At 68.5% G+C, this 20623-nt stretch carries 19 protein-coding genes; 6 read left to right on the forward strand and 13 right to left on the reverse strand.

Annotated elements, in window-relative coordinates; translation table 11 throughout:
• The first annotated feature begins 173 nt into the window (after nucleotides 1–173).
• Both ACFWI4_RS20535 and ACFWI4_RS20540 read left to right on the forward strand, forming a co-directional pair.
• Nucleotides 174–350: a CsbD family protein gene (locus ACFWI4_RS20535; RefSeq protein WP_387198096.1), complete on the forward strand. Its 177-nt coding sequence runs from the start codon at nucleotides 174–176 to the stop codon at nucleotides 348–350.
• A 1018-nt stretch (nucleotides 351–1368) separates the two neighbouring features.
• Complete coding sequence (locus ACFWI4_RS20540; RefSeq protein ID WP_385409066.1) at nucleotides 1369–1704, forward strand: MerR family transcriptional regulator; 336 nt, start codon at nucleotides 1369–1371, stop codon at nucleotides 1702–1704.
• A gap of 85 nt (nucleotides 1705–1789) precedes the next feature.
• Here the strand turns inward: ACFWI4_RS20540 and ACFWI4_RS20545 are convergent, their stop codons facing one another.
• The 3 genes from ACFWI4_RS20545 to ACFWI4_RS20555 all read right to left on the reverse strand — a co-directional run bounded on the left by ACFWI4_RS20545 (nucleotide 1790) and on the right by ACFWI4_RS20555 (nucleotide 3584).
• A complete protein-coding gene (locus tag ACFWI4_RS20545; RefSeq protein ID WP_365736689.1) occupies nucleotides 1790–2149 on the reverse strand; it encodes a hypothetical protein in 360 nt (119 codons plus the stop codon).
• Between the two features lie 371 nt (nucleotides 2150–2520).
• Nucleotides 2521–2958: a DUF2267 domain-containing protein gene (locus tag ACFWI4_RS20550; protein ID WP_387198100.1), complete on the reverse strand. Its 438-nt coding sequence runs from the start codon at nucleotides 2956–2958 to the stop codon at nucleotides 2521–2523.
• 194 nt (nucleotides 2959–3152) lie between these two features.
• Nucleotides 3153–3584: an Hsp20/alpha crystallin family protein gene (locus tag ACFWI4_RS20555; RefSeq protein ID WP_387198103.1), complete on the reverse strand. Its 432-nt coding sequence runs from the start codon at nucleotides 3582–3584 to the stop codon at nucleotides 3153–3155.
• 138 nt (nucleotides 3585–3722) lie between these two features.
• Between ACFWI4_RS20555 and ACFWI4_RS20560 the strand changes: the two genes are divergently transcribed.
• Together ACFWI4_RS20560 and ACFWI4_RS20565 are read left to right on the forward strand one after the other, a co-directional pair.
• The gene (locus ACFWI4_RS20560; RefSeq protein WP_387198106.1) at nucleotides 3723–4367 is read left to right on the forward strand and encodes a type III effector protein; all 645 of its coding nucleotides are present in this window, start codon (nucleotides 3723–3725) and stop codon (nucleotides 4365–4367) included.
• A 425-nt stretch (nucleotides 4368–4792) separates the two neighbouring features.
• Nucleotides 4793–6211 (forward strand): serine/threonine-protein kinase, encoded by a 1419-nt coding sequence (locus tag ACFWI4_RS20565; RefSeq protein ID WP_387198110.1) that lies wholly within the window; start codon nucleotides 4793–4795, stop codon nucleotides 6209–6211.
• Between the two features lie 131 nt (nucleotides 6212–6342).
• On the opposite strand, the gene ACFWI4_RS20570 is transcribed toward ACFWI4_RS20565, so the two are convergent.
• From ACFWI4_RS20570 to ACFWI4_RS20600, 7 genes are all read right to left on the reverse strand, one after another.
• A complete protein-coding gene (locus ACFWI4_RS20570; protein WP_387198113.1) occupies nucleotides 6343–6630 on the reverse strand; it encodes a hypothetical protein in 288 nt (95 codons plus the stop codon).
• A 322-nt stretch (nucleotides 6631–6952) separates the two neighbouring features.
• Entirely contained in the window at nucleotides 6953–7816 is an 864-nt protein-coding gene (locus ACFWI4_RS20575) for a MurR/RpiR family transcriptional regulator (RefSeq protein ID WP_387198116.1), read from the reverse strand.
• Between the two features lie 122 nt (nucleotides 7817–7938).
• Complete coding sequence (locus tag ACFWI4_RS20580) at nucleotides 7939–9231, reverse strand: cyanophycinase (RefSeq protein ID WP_387198119.1); 1293 nt, start codon at nucleotides 9229–9231, stop codon at nucleotides 7939–7941.
• Between the two features lie 152 nt (nucleotides 9232–9383).
• Nucleotides 9384–10589, reverse strand: coding sequence for a M20 family metallopeptidase (locus ACFWI4_RS20585; RefSeq protein ID WP_387198122.1), 1206 nt, complete (start codon nucleotides 10587–10589; stop codon nucleotides 9384–9386).
• A gap of 8 nt (nucleotides 10590–10597) precedes the next feature.
• Nucleotides 10598–11362 carry an amino acid ABC transporter ATP-binding protein gene (locus tag ACFWI4_RS20590; protein WP_365736770.1) on the reverse strand — a complete coding sequence of 255 codons (765 nt, stop codon included), beginning with the start codon at nucleotides 11360–11362 and terminating at the stop codon, nucleotides 10598–10600.
• The gene (locus ACFWI4_RS20595) at nucleotides 11359–12321 is read right to left on the reverse strand and encodes an amino acid ABC transporter permease (protein ID WP_387198125.1); all 963 of its coding nucleotides are present in this window, start codon (nucleotides 12319–12321) and stop codon (nucleotides 11359–11361) included. The genes ACFWI4_RS20590 and ACFWI4_RS20595 overlap by 4 nt, the downstream gene beginning before the upstream one ends.
• 2 nt (nucleotides 12322–12323) lie before the next feature.
• On the reverse strand, nucleotides 12324–13268 hold the full coding sequence (locus tag ACFWI4_RS20600; RefSeq protein WP_387198128.1) for an ABC transporter substrate-binding protein: 945 nt from the start codon (nucleotides 13266–13268) through the stop codon (nucleotides 12324–12326).
• Nucleotides 13269–13619: 351 nt separating this feature from the next.
• Here ACFWI4_RS20600 and ACFWI4_RS20605 point away from each other — a divergent pair, with 351 nt between their 5' ends.
• Together ACFWI4_RS20605 and ACFWI4_RS20610 are read left to right on the forward strand one after the other, a co-directional pair.
• A complete protein-coding gene (locus ACFWI4_RS20605) occupies nucleotides 13620–15050 on the forward strand; it encodes a pre-peptidase C-terminal domain-containing protein (RefSeq protein ID WP_387198130.1) in 1431 nt (476 codons plus the stop codon).
• 234 nt (nucleotides 15051–15284) lie between these two features.
• Nucleotides 15285–16556 (forward strand): RNA-guided endonuclease InsQ/TnpB family protein, encoded by a 1272-nt coding sequence (locus ACFWI4_RS20610; protein WP_387198133.1) that lies wholly within the window; start codon nucleotides 15285–15287, stop codon nucleotides 16554–16556.
• A 141-nt stretch (nucleotides 16557–16697) separates the two neighbouring features.
• Here the strand turns inward: ACFWI4_RS20610 and ACFWI4_RS20615 are convergent, their stop codons facing one another.
• The 3 genes from ACFWI4_RS20615 to ACFWI4_RS20625 form a co-directional block, all read right to left on the reverse strand.
• Nucleotides 16698–17288, reverse strand: coding sequence for a DUF4383 domain-containing protein (locus tag ACFWI4_RS20615; RefSeq protein ID WP_387198136.1), 591 nt, complete (start codon nucleotides 17286–17288; stop codon nucleotides 16698–16700).
• A gap of 337 nt (nucleotides 17289–17625) precedes the next feature.
• Nucleotides 17626–18243 (reverse strand): sigma-70 family RNA polymerase sigma factor, encoded by a 618-nt coding sequence (locus ACFWI4_RS20620; RefSeq protein WP_387198139.1) that lies wholly within the window; start codon nucleotides 18241–18243, stop codon nucleotides 17626–17628.
• 316 nt (nucleotides 18244–18559) lie between these two features.
• A complete protein-coding gene (locus ACFWI4_RS20625; RefSeq protein ID WP_387198142.1) occupies nucleotides 18560–20617 on the reverse strand; it encodes a glycosyltransferase family 4 protein in 2058 nt (685 codons plus the stop codon).
• Between the last annotated feature and the right edge of the window lie 6 nt (nucleotides 20618–20623).

Consider the following 20623-nt stretch of genomic DNA (forward strand, 5'->3'; position numbering starts at 1 on the left):
CTCCGGACCGTCGTGTGCCCTGCGGTCCGATCTTCATTCCTGCGGAACTTATGTAGGTCTTAGGCGGCCCGCGGCCGCGAAAGCGTGGCGGTCATCGTGCTGGTTTGAGGATGCGTTCCGTGGTGACACGGAGGACGTACGTGAGTTCCGATGCGAGGCAGGGGTGAATGGTTGTGGCTGCGGACGAGAAGGCACAGGCCAAGGGCGAGCAGATCGAGGGCAAGGCCAAGAAGGTCGTCGGCGGTGCGGTCGACAACGAGTCCCTGAAGGCCAAGGGGCAGGCCGAGGAGTCCAAGGGCGACCTGCGTGAGGCCAAGGAGAAGGCCAAGGACGCCATCAAGCCCAAGTAGGCGCATCACCCCGGATCCCGGCAGTCGGTCGGCTGCCGGGATCTGTGCTGTCCGGCCCCGCAGCCGTCCGCGCCGCGCACTCGAGGGTGCCTCCTGGTGAGTTCGGGAGTCGCTGTGCCGTCGTGTCGGATGCCGCCGTCCTGGGTTCGGGTGATGCAGGTGCCGGGGGCGCGGCCCGCTCGACCCGGCGATGACAGCTCTGCTCCTTGTTCCGTAGCTGTCCGGGGCCGACTGTCTCTCCCTCCGACACACGAAAATCTATGTTGGACAGAGTAGACATTGGGTGGTGGCGTAATTATGGTTTCTCTCGTAGCCAGAAGGACTGCAGGGTCCGGCAGACACGAACTGCCGGTAGCGGTACACGCAGTTGCAGCGCGCAGGACGGTGCGGTGGTGGAGTTTCGAAGCCAGGGCTGTTGCAGGACGGCGAGGGGACTGACAACCGGACCGGGTGGCCCGCGGTGATCAGGGGCCACCGGAGCAGGACCGCAGTTGACGCAGTGGTAGTACCCGCACGTGCAGTTCGCGGTACCCGGCAGTGAAGTCAGTGAGCAGTACCTCGGTAAAGGCGCCGGCTGCGGGCGCGCGTACCGGGAAGTTCGGCAGTGGGGTTCCAAGCCAGAGCAGACGCAGGACGGGCGACGGGGCTGGCTGCCGAAGCGCGGCGCTGTCACAGGCCGCCGAGCAGTTCGTAACACCAGCAGGCCGCAGTTGAGCAGTATCAGCAGTGCGCAGTCCCCGCTCAGCAATAGTTGACCAACGAGGGAAGAACGGAGGGGCCAAGCGCCATCAGGATCGCCCGGGCGCAAGTGTCGAGCCCGGGTACCGCAGGACATCGATAGTGAGGTGGTCTCCGGTCAAGCAACCGCGATCCCCGCGCCCCCGACAGCATCTCGGTCGGGTCCGCGGAAACACGAGCCCGGCGCAGTATCAGAGCCGGCAGATGGTGTAGCTGTTCCTTCGGGGCCCTGGCGCTACTGACGCCAGGGCCCCCTCCATGCGTTTCACAGAGAGGTGCAATGACCGCAGACGACTCGTTCGGCCGTCTCGATGACGACGACTACCCCGCCTACACCATGGGCCGGGCCGCCGAGATGCTCGGCACCACCCAGGGCTTCCTGCGCGCCATCGGCGAAGCCCGCCTCATCACCCCGCTGCGCTCCGCGGGCGGACACCGCCGCTACTCCCGCTACCAGCTGCGCATCGCCGCCCGCGCCCGGGAACTCGTCGACCAGGGCACCCCCATCGAGGCCGCCTGCCGCATCGTCATCCTCGAGGACCAGCTGGAAGAAGCGCAGCGCATCAATGCCGAATACCGCCGCGCCGCGGACAGCGGACCGGCTGCCGGGACCTGAGGCGGCTTCGGCAGGGTGGCCCCGACCGGCGCGTACCGGTGGGGCCCGCACTGCGTGTGCGGCGGATTCCTGCCGCAGTGGTTGCTCAGTGGTCGGAGTAGCTGAAGTCGCCCATGGTCCAGGCGCCGACGTCGGCGATCGCGACGCGGTACATCCCGCCCGTCTCGGGGATTCCGACCGTGCCCTGCAGGATGCGGGCGACATGGAAGTGCAGATGCGTGGGCGGTCCGTCGTTCTTCGCGGGGGTGTCGAAGACGGCGGAGAACTCGCCCAGGTGGGCGGAGTCCGTCAGCACGTCCGACACCCTCTGCCTCCACACTGCTTCGGGAGCCAGCCGGCCGGTGATGACCGCACCACCGGTGACCACGGTCAGGGACATCTGGTTGCTCTGCCCGGACTCCACCACGGTGGCGATGTCAACGAGCAGCTCGTCAGGCTTGGACATGGGAAAGATTGTATTGAGTGGCCGTCTGGCCCTTTGAGCGGTGGCGGCTGCCGGATCGGCGAACCCGACAGTCCTGGCATGAGGCGGATGGGTCCTGCGCCTTCCCCGCGGGGATTCGCGGCTGCCGCCCCTGTGCGGGACTGCCCGGAACGCAAGCGTTCCGGGCAGTCCCGCCTGCCAAAAGATCTGGGGTCGGTCGGGAGCGATCCGAGGTACGGAGAGTTATGCTCACCGGAATCCGCTGCTGTACCGCTGGGGCGCCATGTGCTGGCGTTCGTGATGCCGCCGTACTGCTCGGGCCGGCACGACGGCCACTCGGACGTGCGGGCCGGGTCCTTGTCCGGCAACGGTGCTGGATTCCGGCCCGGTTGTCAGGCGGCCCGGGCGAGCTGCGCCCGTCCGAACAGCAGAGCGTATCCGTCAGGGAGCTGGGCGATGATCCGGGCGATGAGGTCGTCTCCGGCCAGGCGGGCGACGACGCCAAGGACCGAACCGGTATCCCAGCGGGTGGTCGCCGGAGTGTCGCCGGTCCGTTCGGCGAGGTCCTTCACGAAACCCCAGCCGGTCAGTGGCCTGCCGGCGGGGGTCTGGGAGACGAGGTAGCCGGCTGCTTCCCGGGGCAGGCGGGCGGCCAGCTCCGCCCGTTCGTCGTCCGTCAACTGGCGGCCCAGGGCCTCGAGCACCCGGCGTACGACGTTGTGCGCCTGGCGGCGAGTGGGGTAAACGCCTTCGTATCGCACCTTCTCCAGCATCTGGTCGAAGGTGACTGCCGTCGGAACAGAGGGCGCGGGGGGAGAGAGAAGAGTCATCGTGACGACTTTCCTTACGTGAACCGTTATTCCTGCTGCGGTGAACCGATTGCCCCGTGCGAACAGCGCGAACCGTGCACCTCGCGGAATCAGTTCTCCGGTGTGGATGTGGGAGCCGGCGCCGCCGGGGCCCAAGGCGGAAGGCGTGGGCGAACAGGCCCTGGGCTCCGGTCGGCGGACGTGCAGCCGGAGAATCAGCTGTCGAGCTCTCTGCGGTCGCCGGTGCTGTTGACGCTGATCTTGCGGGGCTTGGCCCGCTCGGCGATCGGGATGCTCAGAGTCAGGACGCCGGCCTCGTAATCGGCGGCGATGCGCTCGGTGTCGAGGGTGTCGGCCAGGACGATCTGGCGGGAGAAGAAGCCCAGAGGCCGTTCGGACAGTTCCGTCTGGGCGTTCTCGGACTTCGGCAGGGGGCGGCGCTCCGCCTTCACGGTGAGCATGTTCCGCTCGACGTCGATGTCGAGCGCGTCGGGATCGATGCCCGGCAGGTCGAAGGCGATGACGTACTGGTCGCCGTCACGGAAGGCGTCCATCGGCATCGCGGAGGGACGGGACCACGTTCCCGGACCCATCAGATGCTGGGCCAGGCGATCGAGTTCACGGAACGGGTCGGTGCGCATCAACACGGGAAACACCTCCAGATGAGTTCAGGCAGTTGCTGCCAATGCGCTTCACCTGACTCCGTTGTAGCATGTCATCCGAACGACGACAAACTCACACGTCATCCAAACGATGACAAACGCACCGCCCGGGAAGGAGAAGGGATGAGTGACGACCCGCCCGCGGCACCGACTTCCTTCGCGGCAACAGCCAGCGCGCTCGAGGCCATTGCCCAGGCCATCCAGACGGCACGAACCGCCGACGCCGCCTCCACCGATGTCCCGGAGTCGGCCATAGCCGCACTGCTGCTCCTGCGCGAAGTGCGGGAACAACTGGCCCACTGGGAGCCCGCGCTGATCGAGACGGCCCGGGGGGCCGGCGCAAGCTGGTCCGACCTGGCCCACCCCCTCGGCGTCTCCAGCCGCCAGGCCGCCGAGCGCCGCTATCTGCGCGTGCGCCCCGGAGAAGCCGGCACCACCAAGGAACAGCGCGTGCAGGCCACCCGAGGCCGACGTGCCGCGGACCGGTCCGTCATGTCCTGGGCCAACGACCACGCCGCCTCGCTGCGCCAGCTCGCCGGGGCCATCACTGCCCTGCCGGATCTTCCCGCCACCGCGACGGACGCGCTCGCGGCCCTGCACTCCGCACTGGGAGACAGCGACCCGGTCCACCTCCTGGGCCCCCTCTCCGAGACGGCCCCTCACTTGCGGCCCGCTCATCCCGACCTCGCGGACCGGGTCACCGACATCGGCCGCCACACCGGCGAGATGCGCGAGAGCGAGCAGCGTCAGCGCTCCAGCGGGCAGTGACGGTCCTCGCGGAACGCGAACGTGCGTGAACGAATCCGTCCCGGCTGACGATCGAGCCCATCCGGCCCAGAGGAAAGACGTCGTCGTCGGCCCCGCACGTAGTCCGGTCTCATCAGGAGGCCGCGGGACCACGCTCGGGACATACTTCCGCGATGCCGGCCGATGCCGGTGGAACGGTACCGCTCATGATCACCTCCCGACCTTCACCACCTCTCGGGAAAGCGCTGCGCGCCACGGCGTCCGGCCGGTCGCTCAACCGCCCGTCCTGGAGCGGGCGCAGGCCACCCGATGCCGCGAACGATGGCCTATGCACCGATCCGCGCGAGCGTGACGGGTAATCCAGCTCCCTGGGGGTACCTGCTTGCGGCGGCGGTCGGCCACGGCTCGCCAGGGGCATCCGCCCCTCGACGCAGTGGGAGAGGGAAATGAGGCTTCGTGACTCGGCCCGGGCCGTCGCGTCCCGGTGCTCCGCCGACATACTCAACGGCCGGTACCGCCTGGACGCCCTCCTCGGATCGGGCGGCGCCGCTGATGTCCACCGAGGCTTTGACCTGCGGCTGAGGCGGCCTGTGGCGGTCAAGGTCTTCCGGCCCGAAACCGGCTTCGACACGCAGGAGACCTCACAGGGCGAAGCTGCGATCCTGGCCCGCCTCAACCACCCAGGACTCGTCACCGCCTTCGACGCCGGACAGCACGACGGACGGGTCTTCCTGGTCATGCAACTCGTCGAAGGCACCACGCTCAAGCGCCGCATCACCGCAGGCCCGCTGTCCTTCGAGGAAACCGCCGCACTGGGCTCCGGTCTCGCCCATGCGCTGGCCCACGCCCACGAGGCGAGCATCGTCCACCGGGACGTCAAACCGTCCAACATCCTCCTCGACGCCTCTCACCAGCCTTACCTGACCGACTTCGGCATCTCCCGACTGCTGGACGCCACCACGCACACCGCCACCGGGACACTCATCGGCACGGCCGCCTACCTCTCACCCGAGCAGGTCCTCGGACAGCCCGTCGGCCGGCCCGCCGACATCTACGCCCTGGGACTGGTACTCCTCGAATGCCTCACCGGCCGGCTCGAGTACGACGGCGGTCCGCTGGAAGCGGCGATCGCACGACTGCACCGGCCACCCGCGCTGCCCCGCCATCTGCCGCCACAACTTGCCGACCTCGTACGGGCCATGACAGCCCTGAACGAAAGCGACCGCCCGACAGCCGACGACTGCGCCCGGGCACTGGCGGAGTCGACCGCGACAGGGCGACTTGCCGTCGACCCCTCGCCGCACGCCGTGAGTTCCGTGACCAGCCACACGCGATCTCGCACGAGGGACCGTGCGCACGGCACCCCACTGCCCGGCGGCGGAGAACCGGTGGCTGCGCACGCCAGGGCCGTGCGGAAGCGTCCGTTGGCCGTCGGTGCCGGCGTCGCTCTGGCCGCGGCCCTGGTCACCGGCCTTGCCGTCTCCGGCAACTCCCCATCGCGCGGCGATGACCAGAGCAGGACCAGGATCACCGGCGTCCCCGACGCAGGGCGGGGTAGGAAGACCCCGGCCCCCGCCGGGAAGATCCCTTCCCAACGTAACGGCGCCGACAGTGCGGCTGACGGTGTGCCCGGGCGAAGCGACGGCCACGCATCTGACGGCCCGGACGACGCATCAGGCGTCGATGCGGTCCCACGCTCGTCTGCGGCCTCGGTACACGCAACGCCAGGCAGCGTAGGTCCGCCCGGCGCAGCAGGTCACGGCGGTGCGAAGGCGGAAACTTCACACCGACCGCCCGGCCAGGCAGGCAAGGCTGCGAAAAAGGCGAAAGGCAAAAAGGAGTTGAAAGCGGTTACGGGTCCGTGAGTTGCCGCTGCGTCCCAATGCTCCGTTCACACCGACAGGCCCTGCCGTGCCGAGGCGTGCTCCGGCGACCAGGGGGAGGAGGTTAAGCAATTCTGCGGCCGGTGTGCGTACGGCTCGTGGGCGGTTACCTCTCAGGTGTCGCGGTGCTGCCGGTTGTGGGTGAGCGCGACGATCCGGTCGACGGGCACCGCGGTGAAGGGTGACCGCAGGCGGGGGGAGATGTGCCGTTGCAGCAGTTCGACTGCCAGGTCATGGCGGGAGTAGGCGGCCTGCCCCATGGACGTCAACCCATCGGGTCCCGGGAGCTGCGGATCGGCTCCGAAAGCCAGGAGCGCTGCGGTGGTGTGCACGGTCAGCGGCCTTCCGCTCTGCAGGGCGCCGTCGCCTTCAGTGTCGATGGCGTGCGCAAGGAACGTCATGTCGCGGCACACCCGCCATGCCAGCCTGACCAAGCCATTCCCGTCAGGGCATCACCCAGGAACCGGGTCCTCAAGACGGGAGCGGTGAGCATGCGGCGTCCGCCGCCGACAGCGATACCTGGCAAGCACTCGCTGACGGCAAGCCGTCGAGGGCAGGGCCGGTGCGGGGCACACTTCACGCTCGCACCAGGAGCGGGGCCCCGGCCCCGCGGTGTCCTGGTCGGCATCCGCATCCAGACAGGGGCAGCCGCGCAGCAGCACCCCTCCGTCCTGCTTCACCCGGCAGATGAAGGTAACGCTGTGGCCTTACCCATGCTGTCCATCAGACCAGGCCGATGCGGTGGGCCGTGTCTTCGACGTGCTTCATGTGCTGGTGGGCCTCGTTTCCCATTGCGGTGATGAGGCCGGCGACCACGGTCTCGATGACAGCGAGAGTGGGGACGAGGCTGTCGTACGGGGAGGGGGTGGTGACCTGGCTGGGAAAGACGACTTCGGCGTGAGATGCGGTGGGCGAGAGCCAGGTGTCGGTGAAGACGATGACCTTGCCTCCGCACTCCTGGGCCAGCTGTGCGATGGCGAGCTTGTCGTGCTCGTAGCGACGGTAGTCGAAGATCACGAGAACGTCCCGGCGCGTGAGCGCGGCAAGTACAGCGGTGCGCTCGACGGCCCGTTCCGGAAGGAAGCGGACGTCCTCGCGCAGCTGCATGAGGTGGAGGCCGAGGTACTGGGCCAGGAGACGGGTGAAGCGGCCTCCGGCCAGGGTGATGCGCCGTTTACGGTCCGACAGAAGGGCGATGGCGTGTTCGAGGTCGTGCGGCGGGGTCTCGGCGAGTGTCTGGGTGACGGCGGCGGTGAACAGCTTGCTGCTGCGGGCCATGAGGCCGGCGGCTGAGTCGGTGGAGCTGGCGTCGTCGGTTGCCTCGTAAAGGGAAAGAGGTGAGGCGTTGCGGGTTTCGAGTTCGGCCCGCAGGGCCGCCTGGAAGTCCGGGAAGCCGCTGTAGCCGAGGCGATTGACGAAGCGCAGGACGGTGGGGGCGCTGACCGCTGCGCGCTCGGCGAGGGTGGCAACCGTCTCGAAGCCGCTCGAGGGGTAACTGGCCAGCAGTACCCGGGCGACTTTCCGTTCGGCAGGGCTGAGAATGCCCAGCTTGAGCCGGATGTCGTCGGCGAGGGTGCTGGAGGCCATATCGGGTCCTTTCCGATGATGTGCTGCGCAGTGGCCGAGCCTAGTGCTCGCTGAAGGGAGGGGGCCGACCGGTCGCCGCTGTGGGCCGGCCCCGAGCCGCCGGAGTGTTCGTCGGGGGACGGCTACTGCGGCGCGACGGCGATGTCCATGCCGACGAGGGTCTGCGCGGAGGTGCCGTCGCTGCTCCAGGCGGTGAAGCCGGGCCTTTTGGTGAAAGTGACAGTGAAGCGGGGCCCCGTTTCGAAGGTGGAGGCGGTCGCGGTGTATTGGGCGCGGGTGGAAGCGAGCGCGCGGGCGGTGGCGCGGAAGGAGTAGGGGGTGCCCTCAGGATTGGCTACGGAGTAGAAGACGTCGGTGTTGGCGGGCACGGGGCTGTCGGTGGAGGGGATGAGGAGGTGCTTGTCGTGGGCCGGCAGCGGGAGCCAACGTCGTGCGTCGTAGCGGTCACCGTCGCTGAGGTAGGTGTAGCGGGCTCGGCTGAGGCTCCAGCCTGCCTGAGTGGTGCGGGTGCCGGCTGTGCGCAGGTCGAGTACGCCGACGCCGCCCGGCCCCAGAACGGTCAGGGTCTCTCGTGTGGTGCCGGGGTGGTCGACGACCAGGGCGGTGTTCTCGTCGAGGGCATAGACACGGTTGTGTCCGGTGTCGGCGGCGAGCCGCAAGGCCCGGCCTTCACGGCCGTAGGTGCCGGTGTGCGTATCGATGAGGCCGGATCGCAGGAAGCTGAACCCTCCGGCGGGGAAATAGCCGAGGCGGGTGGGGTCGTCGAAGTATCCAGGCGCGCTGCCGTCGCGCAGGGCCTGGTAGGAGTCGCCGCCGCTGACCATGTCGGGGCCCGAGGCGATCTGCGCGCCGGCGGAGGAACCTGAGACGACCGCGCCCTGAGAGAGCTTGTGACGAATGGCGGCCAGAACCTTGGAATCGCTGTGTGCGTCGCCGTGCATCAGGGTGCTGAGGTAGCGCTCCTGGTCGCCGCCCCCGAAGAAGAACCCCGTCATGGAGTTCACCTGGCTGACGACCGTGTCGGAGTCGGCGTTGGCGATGTGGTCGAGGTCGACGGGGATCCACTGGGCGTCAGCCGCGCCGTGCTTTTTGAACAGGGCTGCGTAGTAGTCACCGTTGCATGCGGAGTTGCTGCAGCGCTCCGGATCGGTTGCGTCGGGGTCCTGGCTCTGGGGGATCGAGGCGGCGGTGAGAACACCGATGCGGGCCTTGGATCCGCCGGCGCGGCGGATGATCTCGCCGTAGACCTGAGTGTTGTTCTCCTTCAGTCCGCCGCCTACGAGCACGAGAGATCCTTGGTGCGCCGGGGGGATGTGGCTGCTTGCGCGGGCGGCGGGGGATGCGGTGAGTGCGAGGACGAGCGCTGTAGCGCCGGCGAGGACGGCGCGGTGGCCTGGTCCGGAGGGAACGCGCATGGGTACCTCCCTGTGATGGGGTGAAGGATGATCTGGCGGGGTTGTTTTGGGCCCGGTTGGTTCGAGCAGCGCGGCGGACACGCCGGAGGATGGGGTGCAGACGATTCCTGGGGCGGCTACTGCGGGAAGGAATGTGAAGCGTTCTCGTCAGCTCAGGGCTCCTGGGTGCTGTCGCCCAGTGCGACGATGAGTGCGCCCAGGAGTGCGACCCGCTGAGGAACACTGGCCGCATCCAGCCATTCCTGCGGTGTGTGGTCGGCACCCCCGATGGGCCCCAAGCCGTCCAGGACGGGTAGGCCCGTGCCGGCGATCAGGTTCGCGTCGCCGACTCCGCCGGTGGAGGTGGCGCCGATCTCGAAGCCGAGTGCGCCGGCGGCGGCCTGCGCTTTGGCGAGCATGCTCCGTGAGGCGGGGGTGTCTTCCATCGGGGGACACAGGTCGAGCTGTTCGATCGCGACCGTGGTGCCGGGGACTGCGGGACGGCTTGCGGCTTCCTGGATGGCTTCCTTGGCGCGCTTCACGCCCGCAGCGGTGGCTGAGCGGACTTCGACGTGCAGTTCGGCTTCCGGGCAGACGATGTTGGCGCGGGTTCCCGCCCTGAGGACGCCGACGTTGACGGTGACGTCGTCCCAACGGCCGTTGAGGTCTTGGAGAGCCACCACGAGGTGGGCTGCCGTGAGCGCGGCGTTGGCCCCGCGCTCGGGTTCGATGCCGGCGTGCGCGGCCCGGCCGGTGACGGTCAGACGAAAGTCCGCGACGCCCTTCCGCGCGATGACCAGGTCCCCGTTCTCGCGGGCGCATTCCAGGCCGAGCCCGTAGTGCATGCCGCGGGCCGCTTCCTCCGTCACGTTGCGGCTGGAGGGGGAGCCGATCTCCTCGTCCGGCGTGGCGAGGAAGACAAGCTCCGCATATTCCTCGGCCCCCCTCTCCTGGAGGATCGTGAGGGCGGTCAGGCCGGCCACGAGGCCGCCCTTGTCGTCGCTCACGCCGGGGCCGTGGGCGATGCAGCCGTCGAGACGGAACGGGCGCTGGGCTGCGGTGCCGTCGTCGAAAACGGTGTCCATGTGTGCGGCGAGCAGAATCCTGCGTCCGCCGTCGGCTTCGGTCAGCCTGCCCTGGCGCCGGGCGACCAGTGCGTCGCCCGGCCGGTGGCCCTGGGTGCCGGGCAGGTGGACGCGGTCCACGGTGAAGCCGAGGCGGTCCAGACGGGCCTGGACCCAGTCGGCGACTTTGTTGACGCCGTCGGCGCTGTAGGAGCCGGAGTCGATGGCCACCAGTTCGGCAAGATCGGCCAGGTATGCGACTTGGTGGGCGCGGGCGGAGGACAGCAGCTCGGAGGTGCGGGGCCGCTGGCGCATGGGGGCGCTCACAGGACCTTGGACAAGAACGCGCGCGTACGCTCCTGTTCCGGTGCGACCAGCACCGTGCGGGGGTCGCCGGCCTCGACCACGACGCCGTTGTCCATGAAGACGGCGGTGTCGCCCACCTCGCGGGCGAAGCCGATCTCATGGGTGACGACGACCATCGTCATTCCGTCCGCGGCCAGCTGCCGCATCACGTCGAGGACCTCGCCGACGAGTTCGGGGTCGAGGGCGGAGGTCGGCTCGTCGAAGAGCATCAGCTGCGGTTTCATCGCCAGGGCTCGTGCGATGGCCACACGCTGCTGCTGTCCGCCGGACAGCTGTGAAGGATAGTTGTGGGCCCGGTCGCCGAGGCCGACCTGTTCCAGCAACTGGTGTGCCTGTTCGCGTGCTTGGGACTTGGAAATCTTCGCGACCTTCAGGGGGGCCTCGCTCACGTTCTCCACGGCGGTCATATGCGGGAAGAGGTTGAAACGCTGGAAAACCATGCCGATATTGCGGCGCCGTTCGGCGACCTCGCGCTCGCGCAGCTCGTAGAGCCTGGTGCCTTGCTGCCGGTAGCCGACCAGGTCTCCGTCGACGGTCAGCTTTCCGCCGTCGACCTTCTCCAGATGATTGATGCAGCGGAGGAAGGTTGACTTGCCCGAACCGGAAGGCCCCAGCAGGCAGCACACCTGGCCTCGTTCGACCGTCAGGTCGATGCCTTTGAGGACCTCGAGCTTCCCGAAGTGCTTGCGCACTCCTTCGGCGCGCACCATGGGGGCGCTCATCGGCCCGCCTCCTTGCTTGTCTTGCGGAGCAGACCGGCCACTCCGCCGAGCATCCGGTTCAGGAGGGAGACGTGTCCGGTTCGGGTGGTACCGCGACCGTAACGGCGTTCCAGCCAGGTCTGGGGGATGCTCAGCAGCGTCACCAGGGCGAGGTACCAGATGCTGGCGACGACCAGCATGGGGATGACCTGGTAGTTCTGGGCGTAGACGTCCTGGATGTTGGACATCAGGTCGTGGGCGGAGATGACCGAGACGAGCGCTGTCATCTTCAGCATGTTGATCGTCTCGTTGCCCATGGGCGGGATGATGACCCGCATGGCCTGGGGGAGCACGATGCGTCTCATGGTCAGTGCCGGGCGCATGCCCAGCGAGTGCGCCGCCTCGGCCTGTCCGGTGTCGACGGACTGGATGCCCGCCCGCACGATCTCGGAGGCATACGCGGCCTCGTTCAGACCGAGCGCGAGCAGCGCCGCGACCGCCGGTGTGAGCAGGGCGTTCGTTTCGGCCTGGAAGAAGGTGATGTGGGTGAACGGAACGCCGATCTTCACGTACTTGTACAGCGCCGCGGCGTAGCCCCAGAAGACGATCTGCACGAGCAGGGGGGTGCCGCGGAAGATCCAGACGAAGAAGGTGGCCAGCCCGTACAGGACGGGGCTGCCGGACAGACGCATCACCGCGATCAGCGTTCCCGCCCCGAGGCCGATGGCCATCGCCGCTGCGGTGAGCCACAAAGTGGTGGCCAGGCCGTCGAAGATCAGAGGGGCGAACAGGTAGTCGCCGATGATGTCCCAGTGGAGGTTGCGGTTCTTGGCGAGCGAGCCGACCAGACCGGCCAGGGCGAGAAGCGACAGGGCCGCGGCGATCCACCGGCCGTAGTTGCGGACAGGGACGATTTCGAGGTCGTGGGCGATCGGCTCGTGGGCCCGGTTGGCCCCGACCGGAGCCTTGGTGCCGATCATCTCTAGTCCACCGCCGCGTTCTTGGTGGCTTCCTTCACGGCGATGGAGGCCACGCCGTACTTGTTGTAGATCTTGGTGAGGGTGCCGTCGTCTATCAGGGCCTGGAGGGCCTTCTGGATGGCGTCGGTGAGTTCGGGCAGCCGCTTGGCCACGGCGATGCCGTTGGGGGAGGCGTTGTAGCCGCCGGGAGCGGCCGGGTCGTCCACGAGGTCGAACGCCTTGCCGGAGTCCGCCTTCTTGGCGGTCCAGCCCGCCGCCGGCTTGGTCAGTACCTGTGCGACCGCCTTGCCCGAGCGCAGGGCCAGCTGCGCATCGGAATCCTTGGGGAAGGACTGGATGTCGATCTGCCCCTTGCCCACCTTCTTGCACACCGTCTGGTGGGACTTCAGCAAGCCGAGCTGGTTGGTCGCGGCCTGCACGGCGACCTTCTTCCCGCAGAGATCGTCCAGGGTGCCGATCTTGTCCGGGTTGCCGTGGGCGACCATGATGCCGGAGCCGGACTGCGAATAGTCGACGAAGTCGACGACCTGCTGCCGCTCCTTCTTGTCCGTGATCGCCGACATCGCCGCGTCGAACTTGCCCGCCTGGATGGCCGGGACGATCCCGTCGAACTTCTGCGGGGTGAATACGAACCGCACGCCCAGCTTGCCCCCCAGGGCCTGGCCGAGGTCGTAGTCGAGGCCGGTCAGCTCCTTGTCGCCCTCCTTCACGAACATCTCGAAGGGTGGATAGGGCACATCGGTGGCGACCCTGACCGTGCCTGCCTTCTTGATCGTGCCGGGCAGCGCATCATGCAGCGCCTGGTCCTTCTTGATCTTCACACCGGCGACGGAGACGGAGCCGACTGCGGCGGCAGAGTCGTCGCCGTTCCCGCAGGCGGAGAGCGTCGCAAGAGCCGTGGCCGCCGCAGCGGCAGCCGCCATGCGGCGGGTGAGACGAGCGTTCATCGCGGTCGAACCTCTCAGGGGATCTCTGCCGACGGGATCGTGCCGTCGGCCGCACAGCACGGAAGTTACAGATCGATAGAACATCTGGCTAGATGTATCGCCTATTACGTTCGATCTGTTCGAGCTGGACTGCCCTGGTTGCCGTGGACCAGGAGCCTGAACAGGCATCTGATGGCCCGTCTCCTCGGTATGCGGAAAAATTGGCCGTACATCTTCCTGAAGCTGTCGACGGCTTGTAAGTTCCGCTACCGCACATCACGCGATCGCTGCGGTGCCTTACGAGGGCGAGGCATCCCGTCCGGCTCTCACAGGGCCCGCTTGCGCGCCGTCTCGCACTTCCAGGAGGACCACATGATCGTTCCCATGCTCCGCAGGCCGGCGGCGCCCGCCGCGACCGCACTCCTGATGTTCGCGGCCACCTTCGCCGCCACCGAGCCCGCACACGCCGCGGCCGACCGCATCCGCCTCGGCAATGCCAGCGACGTCAGCCGCGCCACCTGGAGCGGTCCCGCCTTCACGATGAACGGCGACGGCTCCGTCGTACCGGCCTCCCTGACCAGAGCCATCGACGCCATCCGCGGCAACACCGGCACCCTCGACGTGGTCGTCCTCGCCGGATCCGCCCCCACCTCGGGGAGCAGGACACCCGAGTGCGACACCGTCATGACCCTGACGGGAGTCAACTCCTGTACCACCTGGACCCTGACGGCCGCCGCCGACGGCAACAACAGCCAGGTCAACACCGACATCCGCAACGCAGAGTTCGTCTACTTCGCCGGCGGCAACCAGTGCCGCTACACCGCTTGGAAGGGCACCACACTCGAAGCGTCCGTGGAGTCCGTCGTCGCCAAGGGCGGTGGATCCGGCGGCGGGAGCGCCGGGCACCACATCAACAGCCCCATCGTCTACGACGCCTGCCAGGGCAGCGTCACAAGCTCCGAGGCGCTCGCCGACCCCTACAACCCCTACATCACCTTCACCACGGGCATGTTCACCTGGCCCAACTACACCGACGTCATCAACGATTCGCACTTCGTCACCCGCGACCGCATGGGGCGCACCATGGCCTTCGTCGCCCGGGCACTGAAGGACGGGCTGGCACCCGGCGGAGCGGCGTGGGGAGTCGGTGTCGAAGAAGGGGGCGGCTCCCTGTTCATCGACAAGAACGGCCTGGCCACCCAGTACGGCAAGGACGCCTATGTGGTCCTCGGTGACCACACGCCGGAGCAGACAGACCCCGGAAAGCCGCTGACGTTCTCGAACTACAAGATCTGGCAGCTGAGCCCAGGCGCGACGTTCGACTTCAAGAACCGGCCCGCCTGCGGCTACTACCGGCGCAGCGTCACCAACGGGGTCGCCGACGCCAACCTCTACAGCGGCACCCCTGAGACGAACTGCGGATCGCCGAGCGGAACCACCCTCAACGAGAGCGAACCAAACGACTCCCGCAGCACAGCCGACGACGCCACCACCCTCGCGTCCCCCGCCACCCTCACCGGCAGCATGAAGTCTTCCTCGGACGCCGACTACTTCAAGGTCACCCTCGCATCAGGCCAGCGCGCCACCGTCCGATGCGCCGTCCCCCCGGCCTACGACGCCGACCTGTACTTCATGGACTCGGCCGGCAGCACCTTGGAGCGCTCCGTCAACGGCGGCGCCGGCACCGATGAAAACCTCGCCCTCACACGCACTGCTTCCGGTACCGGCACCTACTACATCGACATCGAGGCCTACAGTGGCGCGGGGACCGCCGCCTATTCCTGCACCATCGCCAAGAGCTGACACGGAAACTGCCCGCCGGTGAGCGATGGCCGGATGCGTCCAGTGCGTGCGGCCATCGTGTCGTCGATGGAGCCGCTGCGGTCGTTGCGCGCGCTTGAGTTCATCAGGTTTCCTTCGTGGATACCCCGGCCTTCAGGCTGGGGAGGAGACGAAGCTCCTGCGGGGCAGGGCAGGGAAAGCCGGTTCGCCCTTGGGTGGTCCGGTGTTGTCGGTGGTGGCCGTTAGGTTGGTCGTGTGTATCTGCGGTATTCCTTCCGGCTCGAGCCGACGCCGGGTCAGCGCATCGTGCTGGCCCGTACGTTCGGTTGTGCCCGGGTGGTCTACAACGATGCGTTGGCCGCGAGGAAGGCCGCCTACCGGGCGGACGGGTCGCGGATCGCGACGGGTGTGCTGGCGAAGCGGGTGATCACCGACGCGAAGAAGACGCCTGAGCGGGCGTGGCTGGCGGAGGTGTCGGTGGACGCCTTGCAGTCTTCTCTGCGTGATCTCGATACGGCGTACGCGAACTTTTTCGCGTCGGTGTCGGGGAAGCGGCCGGGGCGCCGTGTGGGGCTTCCGGTGTTCAAGTCGAAGAAGGACAGCCGCCAGGCCGTCCGTTTCTCCAGGAACGGGTTCCGGCTGCGGGACAACGGGCGGCTGAACCTCGCGAAGATCGGGGACGTCCGGGTCCGCTGGTCGCGTTCGCTGCCGTCGGCTCCGTCGTCGGTGACCGTGATCAAGGATCCGTCGGGCCGGTACTTCGCGAGTTTCGTCGTGCAGGTCGAGCCCGAGCCGCTCGCGCCCGTCACGTCCGAGGTCGGCATCGACCTGGGGCTGACCCTCCCCCAGACTCCGTCCGGGGGGACCCCCATCGCCGTTCTCTCCGACGGCGAGGTGATCGACAATCCCCGCTTCCTGCGGCGTGCCGAGCGTCGGCTGAACAAGGCGCAGCGGGCGTTGAGCCGCAAGGCGAAGGGGTCGAGGAACCGGGCCAAGGCCCGGTTGAAGGTCGCCCGTGCGCATGCCCGGGTGGCCGATGCGCGCAGGGACTGGTGTCACCAGAGTGCTTCGAGGCTGGTCCGCGACAACCAAGCGGTCTACCTCGAGGACCTGGCGGTCTTTGGCCTGGCCCGCACTCGCCTGGCCAAGTCTGTGCACGACGCCGCGTGGGGCATGTTCCGCCGCGTGCTGGAGGAGAAGGCGGCCCGCTACGGCCGGCACGTGGGCATCGTTTCCCGCTGGCTGCCCTCCTCGCAGACGTGCTCGGTCTGCTGGGTCGTGGACGGGAAGAAGCCGCTGCACGTGCGTTTCTGGCGGTGCGAAGGCTGCGGTACTGAACATGATCGTGACCTCAACGCGTCGCGAGTGATCCTCGCCGCCGGGCAGGCGGAGAGGCTAAACGCCCCTGGAGGGCCGGTCAGTCCTGGAGTGGAAATCCCACGCCAGGCACGGCCCGTTGAACGGGGAACCCACCCGAAGGCCCAGCCGGTCACCACCGGCAGCCAGGCGGCAATCCCCGCCCTTTAGGGCGGGGAGGATGTCAAGGACGGCCCGGGATCTGAACCACCGCCGCTGCGCCGCCCGTCCGCCGGGCCCGGTGTGTTGCGGGCCCGGACGGATGTGCGGGGTTCTGCGGCGACGAACGTGCTGTGGCCGGGCCCGGACGTCTCAGTGACTGGGCTGATTGGGCCGCGAGCCGGGAGACCTGGTCGCTCCCTGCAGGGCTGTCCGGTCCGTGCCGGTCGGCAGTGCCGCTGCGGGGGCCGACTGCCGGCGCTGGGCGAGGGACTCCCGGGCGGCCTCGCGCGGGTGACGGCGCTGCCAGTACGGGTTGTCGTGGGGCAGCTTGCTCGACACGCGCCCGTACATGCCGAACGTGAGGATCACCAGCCCCATGACGAAGCTGAAGATGACGTTGGTCATGCCGAAACCGAGAATGTTGGCGGGCCGGTCGAGGATGAAGATGTGGATGAAGCCGCTGAGCAGGAACAGCGTTCCCACCGTCATGTTGAGCGTGGAGGCGAGGTTGCCTCCGACGACGGCGCCGGCGATCAGGAGCGCGCCGACGGCGACGGAGATCAGGCTCAGGGCGCCGTTGGACGACATGCCCGCAACGTTTCCGTTCGTGTCGAACGGGCTGAGCTCGTCGGCGAAGCCGAGGCTGCCGAAGCCGAGCAGGACCACCCCGCAGAACGCGGAGCCCCAGCGGTAGACGGTGGCCAGATGGTGGTCGAGGGGGAGTTCGTCCTGGAGCTTCATCGCCCGTCCCTTCTCTTACCGGGAGTCAGGCCCGCGACAGCGGCGCCTTTTCTTGCAGTTCGTCCCTTCATTCCCTGGAAAGTCGCCAAGTGGTTGCACCGCCTTTCTACGGGGCGGGATCAAGCGGCCGAGCCACTTCCGGATCCGAAGTCCCTGCCACGATGTACGAGGAGACATTCCCCGCGAGCAACGCCGTGGAAGCGGCGGACGCTTGAGCGCGATGGGGTGAGGATGGTCAGGAAGGGCAGGTCCCCGCCTCCTCTGCCGCCGCGAGAAGGCGGGGCAGCAGCTGGTCACGGATCGGTCCTGTATCACCCGAGAGAACCAGCGGAGGGGCTCAGCAGCGGCTGTTCTCCCCCACGTCCTGGAGACAACGGTTCAGCCCGTGCAGCCCGCGACGGGTGTGGCTCTTGACCGTTCCCAACGGCAAGCCCGTGACCTGGGCGATCTGGGTCTGTGTGAGGTCGTCGTAGTAGGCGAGGCTGAGCACGCGCCGCTGAGTCGCAGGCAGCTTCGACAATTCGTGGCTGATCAGAACGCGGTCCAGCACCGCATCGGGCTCACCGGCACGATCCTGCGTGGATACGACGGCACCCGCTGCCGCCACCAGGTCGGCCCGGCGTGTCCGGGCGTGCAACGCGTCGGCGATCTTGCGCCGGGTGATTCCGACGATCCACGCCGCCAGGGCGCCACGTTCGCGTGCGAAGCCGGCCCGTCCCCGCCAGGCGGCGAGGAACACCACCTGCGTGACGTCCTCCGCCTCGGCCGCGTCCCCCAGCGAGCGTCGGGCCAGGGTGTACACCAGACGCCCCCATCGGTGGTAGACCCCGGAAAGGGCCTGCTCGTCGCCCCGGGCGAACGCGGCGGCGAGCTCCTCCTCGTCAAGAGACTTCTGAACGGGAGCCGTGAGCGGAGCACCCTTGAGGGGCTGCTCGGTCAGCTGCTGTGAGGTCATGACGACTGCTCCTCGGACAAAGGCGGACCGCGTGTCTCCGAAGGCGGCCACTGCTGCGGGGTCGTGCCGTCTGCGGTGTCCGGCGCATCGATTCGCGCGGAGCGATTCCGGCTCTGCCACCCTCCGAGAAATCGATGCAGCGGGCAACCTGCATCGACTGTGCGTCGTATTGGCTGACCGTTTCGTGGGCGGCCCGCATGCCGGCCATCGGCGACGGGCACGGACACGCGCGGGTCGACAGCTGATCCGCGGACGGCGGAACGGACAGGCTGCGCCGCCCGCGCGTGGCTCGGGCGTCAGCACCGGTCAGGGCTGGTCAGCCTTCCTCCGCGCCGTACTGCCGGGCCAGCGCGTTCGCCATCACATCGATCGAGTAGCGCGCGGTGACCAGGTCGCGTCCCGCACGCGCGAAACGCTCTCGCTCCCTTTCGGGCAGGGCCGCCATTGTGCGCAGTCCGCTTTCCAGCCCTGCCGCACTCGACGTGTCGAGCAGGATGCCGTTCACGCCGTCCCGCAGGTAGTGCGTGACCCCGCCCCGGCGGGGCCCTGCCGCGGGCAGCCCCGCCTCCATCGCCTCCAGGACGGCGATCCCGAACTCCTCTTTGACGCTGGGGCACACGTACCAGGCCCGTATGCCGTTCGCCGGGTCCGCGAGGGCTCGTTGCAGTCGGCGGACGCTCTCGTTGGGCAGCGCCGGAAGGAGCGCGAAGCGGGACCGCGCTCGCGGGTACCCGAGCAGAAGGGAACGGATACGAGCGCGCATGGCGTTCTCGGCGGCCGTGCCCGGAGGCGGACCGCCGCCGACCAGCACCAAGGTGGTCGTCACATACAAACCTGAGGCCAGCCAGGCTCGGACCAAGAGGTCCTGCTGCTTCACTGGATGTAGCCGGCCCACGCTGACCAGCAACGGGAGGCGGCGGTCCGCAGGATCCAGGGCGTGCGGCCGATGCCCCCCGCCGAACAGCGCGGACAAAAGCGCGTCACGCCGCTCGTCCTCGTCGGCAGCAGGGCGGTAGGGGGCGATGCCCTCGGGGATGGCGGAGGGCCCCGCACCGTCGTTCAGCCCTGCCAGCACCGGGAAATGGCGTACGAGTTCCTGCGTGCCGCCCTGCCCGGGAATGGCCACGACCGCATCCGCGCGGTCGACCAGCCGGTCCGCGGCGAAGATACGGTGCACGTCATGCCGGAGTTCCTCCGCGGCCTCCGCGTCGAGGGGGGAGCGTTGGGCATGACGGTCGGCCAGGTACCGGTGCGGGTCGGGGGCCGCGGTGAATACCAGGCGAGCGCCGACCCGTGCGGCAGCCTCTGCCATGGCCAGACTTCCGTCATCCGCGTAGCGCACATGCAACACGTCGAGCGGTCGCGTCATGCTCCCCAGCAGCCGTGCTGCCCACCAGGTGAGCCCCGGGCGGTGAAGGTGCAGGCCGGATGGTGAGAGTGGACCCGCCGCGTCGACGGGAAGCCGCAGTATCCAGTGTCCGGGACCGCGCTCGTGGACCATGCGGGGATCCCGTTCGAGATCGTCGTGTCCGGCGGCGACCAGGGTGACGACGCCCGCAATCCCTTCCGTGACGGCGAGCCGGTCGCCGAGCCCGCCGAGCAACACCGAGAGCCCGCCGCTCAGCCCCTCGCCGGGCCTGTCCAGCCGGCCCAACAGCATGGTCTGCGCGACGAGCTTGCCCGGGCGGGCGTCGTCCCAGTCGATGGGCACCGCGGGAGGCGCGATCAGCAGCCGCTCGTAGACGTCCTCCGCCACGGAGGGATCGGGAAGCCGCGCGGGGCCGTCGGGGAGCAGATATAGATAGCGCCAGGCGGCGTGGCGTGCTGCCCGGTCCTTCGTCGAGCCCGCCAGCTCGGCCGCCTCGGCGGCCGTGAGGGGACACAGACCGGCCGCTGTCGCCAGGTTCAGGAGGAACGCTGAAGCGGCCATGTCCGGATCAGTCGTCACCAGGGTCCGCAACAGCGCCTCGGCGTGTTCTCTGCCGTGCCATTGCACCGCACCTGGCCACATCTCGGCGACGACCGCCTCGAGGCGCGGGCCACCTCGGGTGTGGGCCAGGAGCGCCTCCGGACTCAGCGGTACGGCGAGTCTGCACGCTCTGCGCAGGGACGCGACGGCCGCGTCGTTCCGGTCGAGCACCGGTTTGCTGCCCGCCACCGTGGACCAGGGCTGCGGCCCGTACTCGGCCTCCAGCAGTTGGAGCAGTTCGCCGCGCTCGGAGGCCCGTATGTCAGCGCTCCGGTATCCGCCGGTGCCGACGGAGCCGGCGAAGAACCGTGCCCGAGCCGCCACCAGAGGATCGGCGTCGACGGGTGCGACGACGCCGACCGGTCCCAGAGGGGCCACGGTGTGTGCGGAGGAGACGGTGGACATGGTCAT

Source organism: Streptomyces sp. NPDC127038 (assembly GCF_042725875.1).
Lineage (GTDB): Bacteria > Actinomycetota > Actinomycetes > Streptomycetales > Streptomycetaceae > Streptomyces.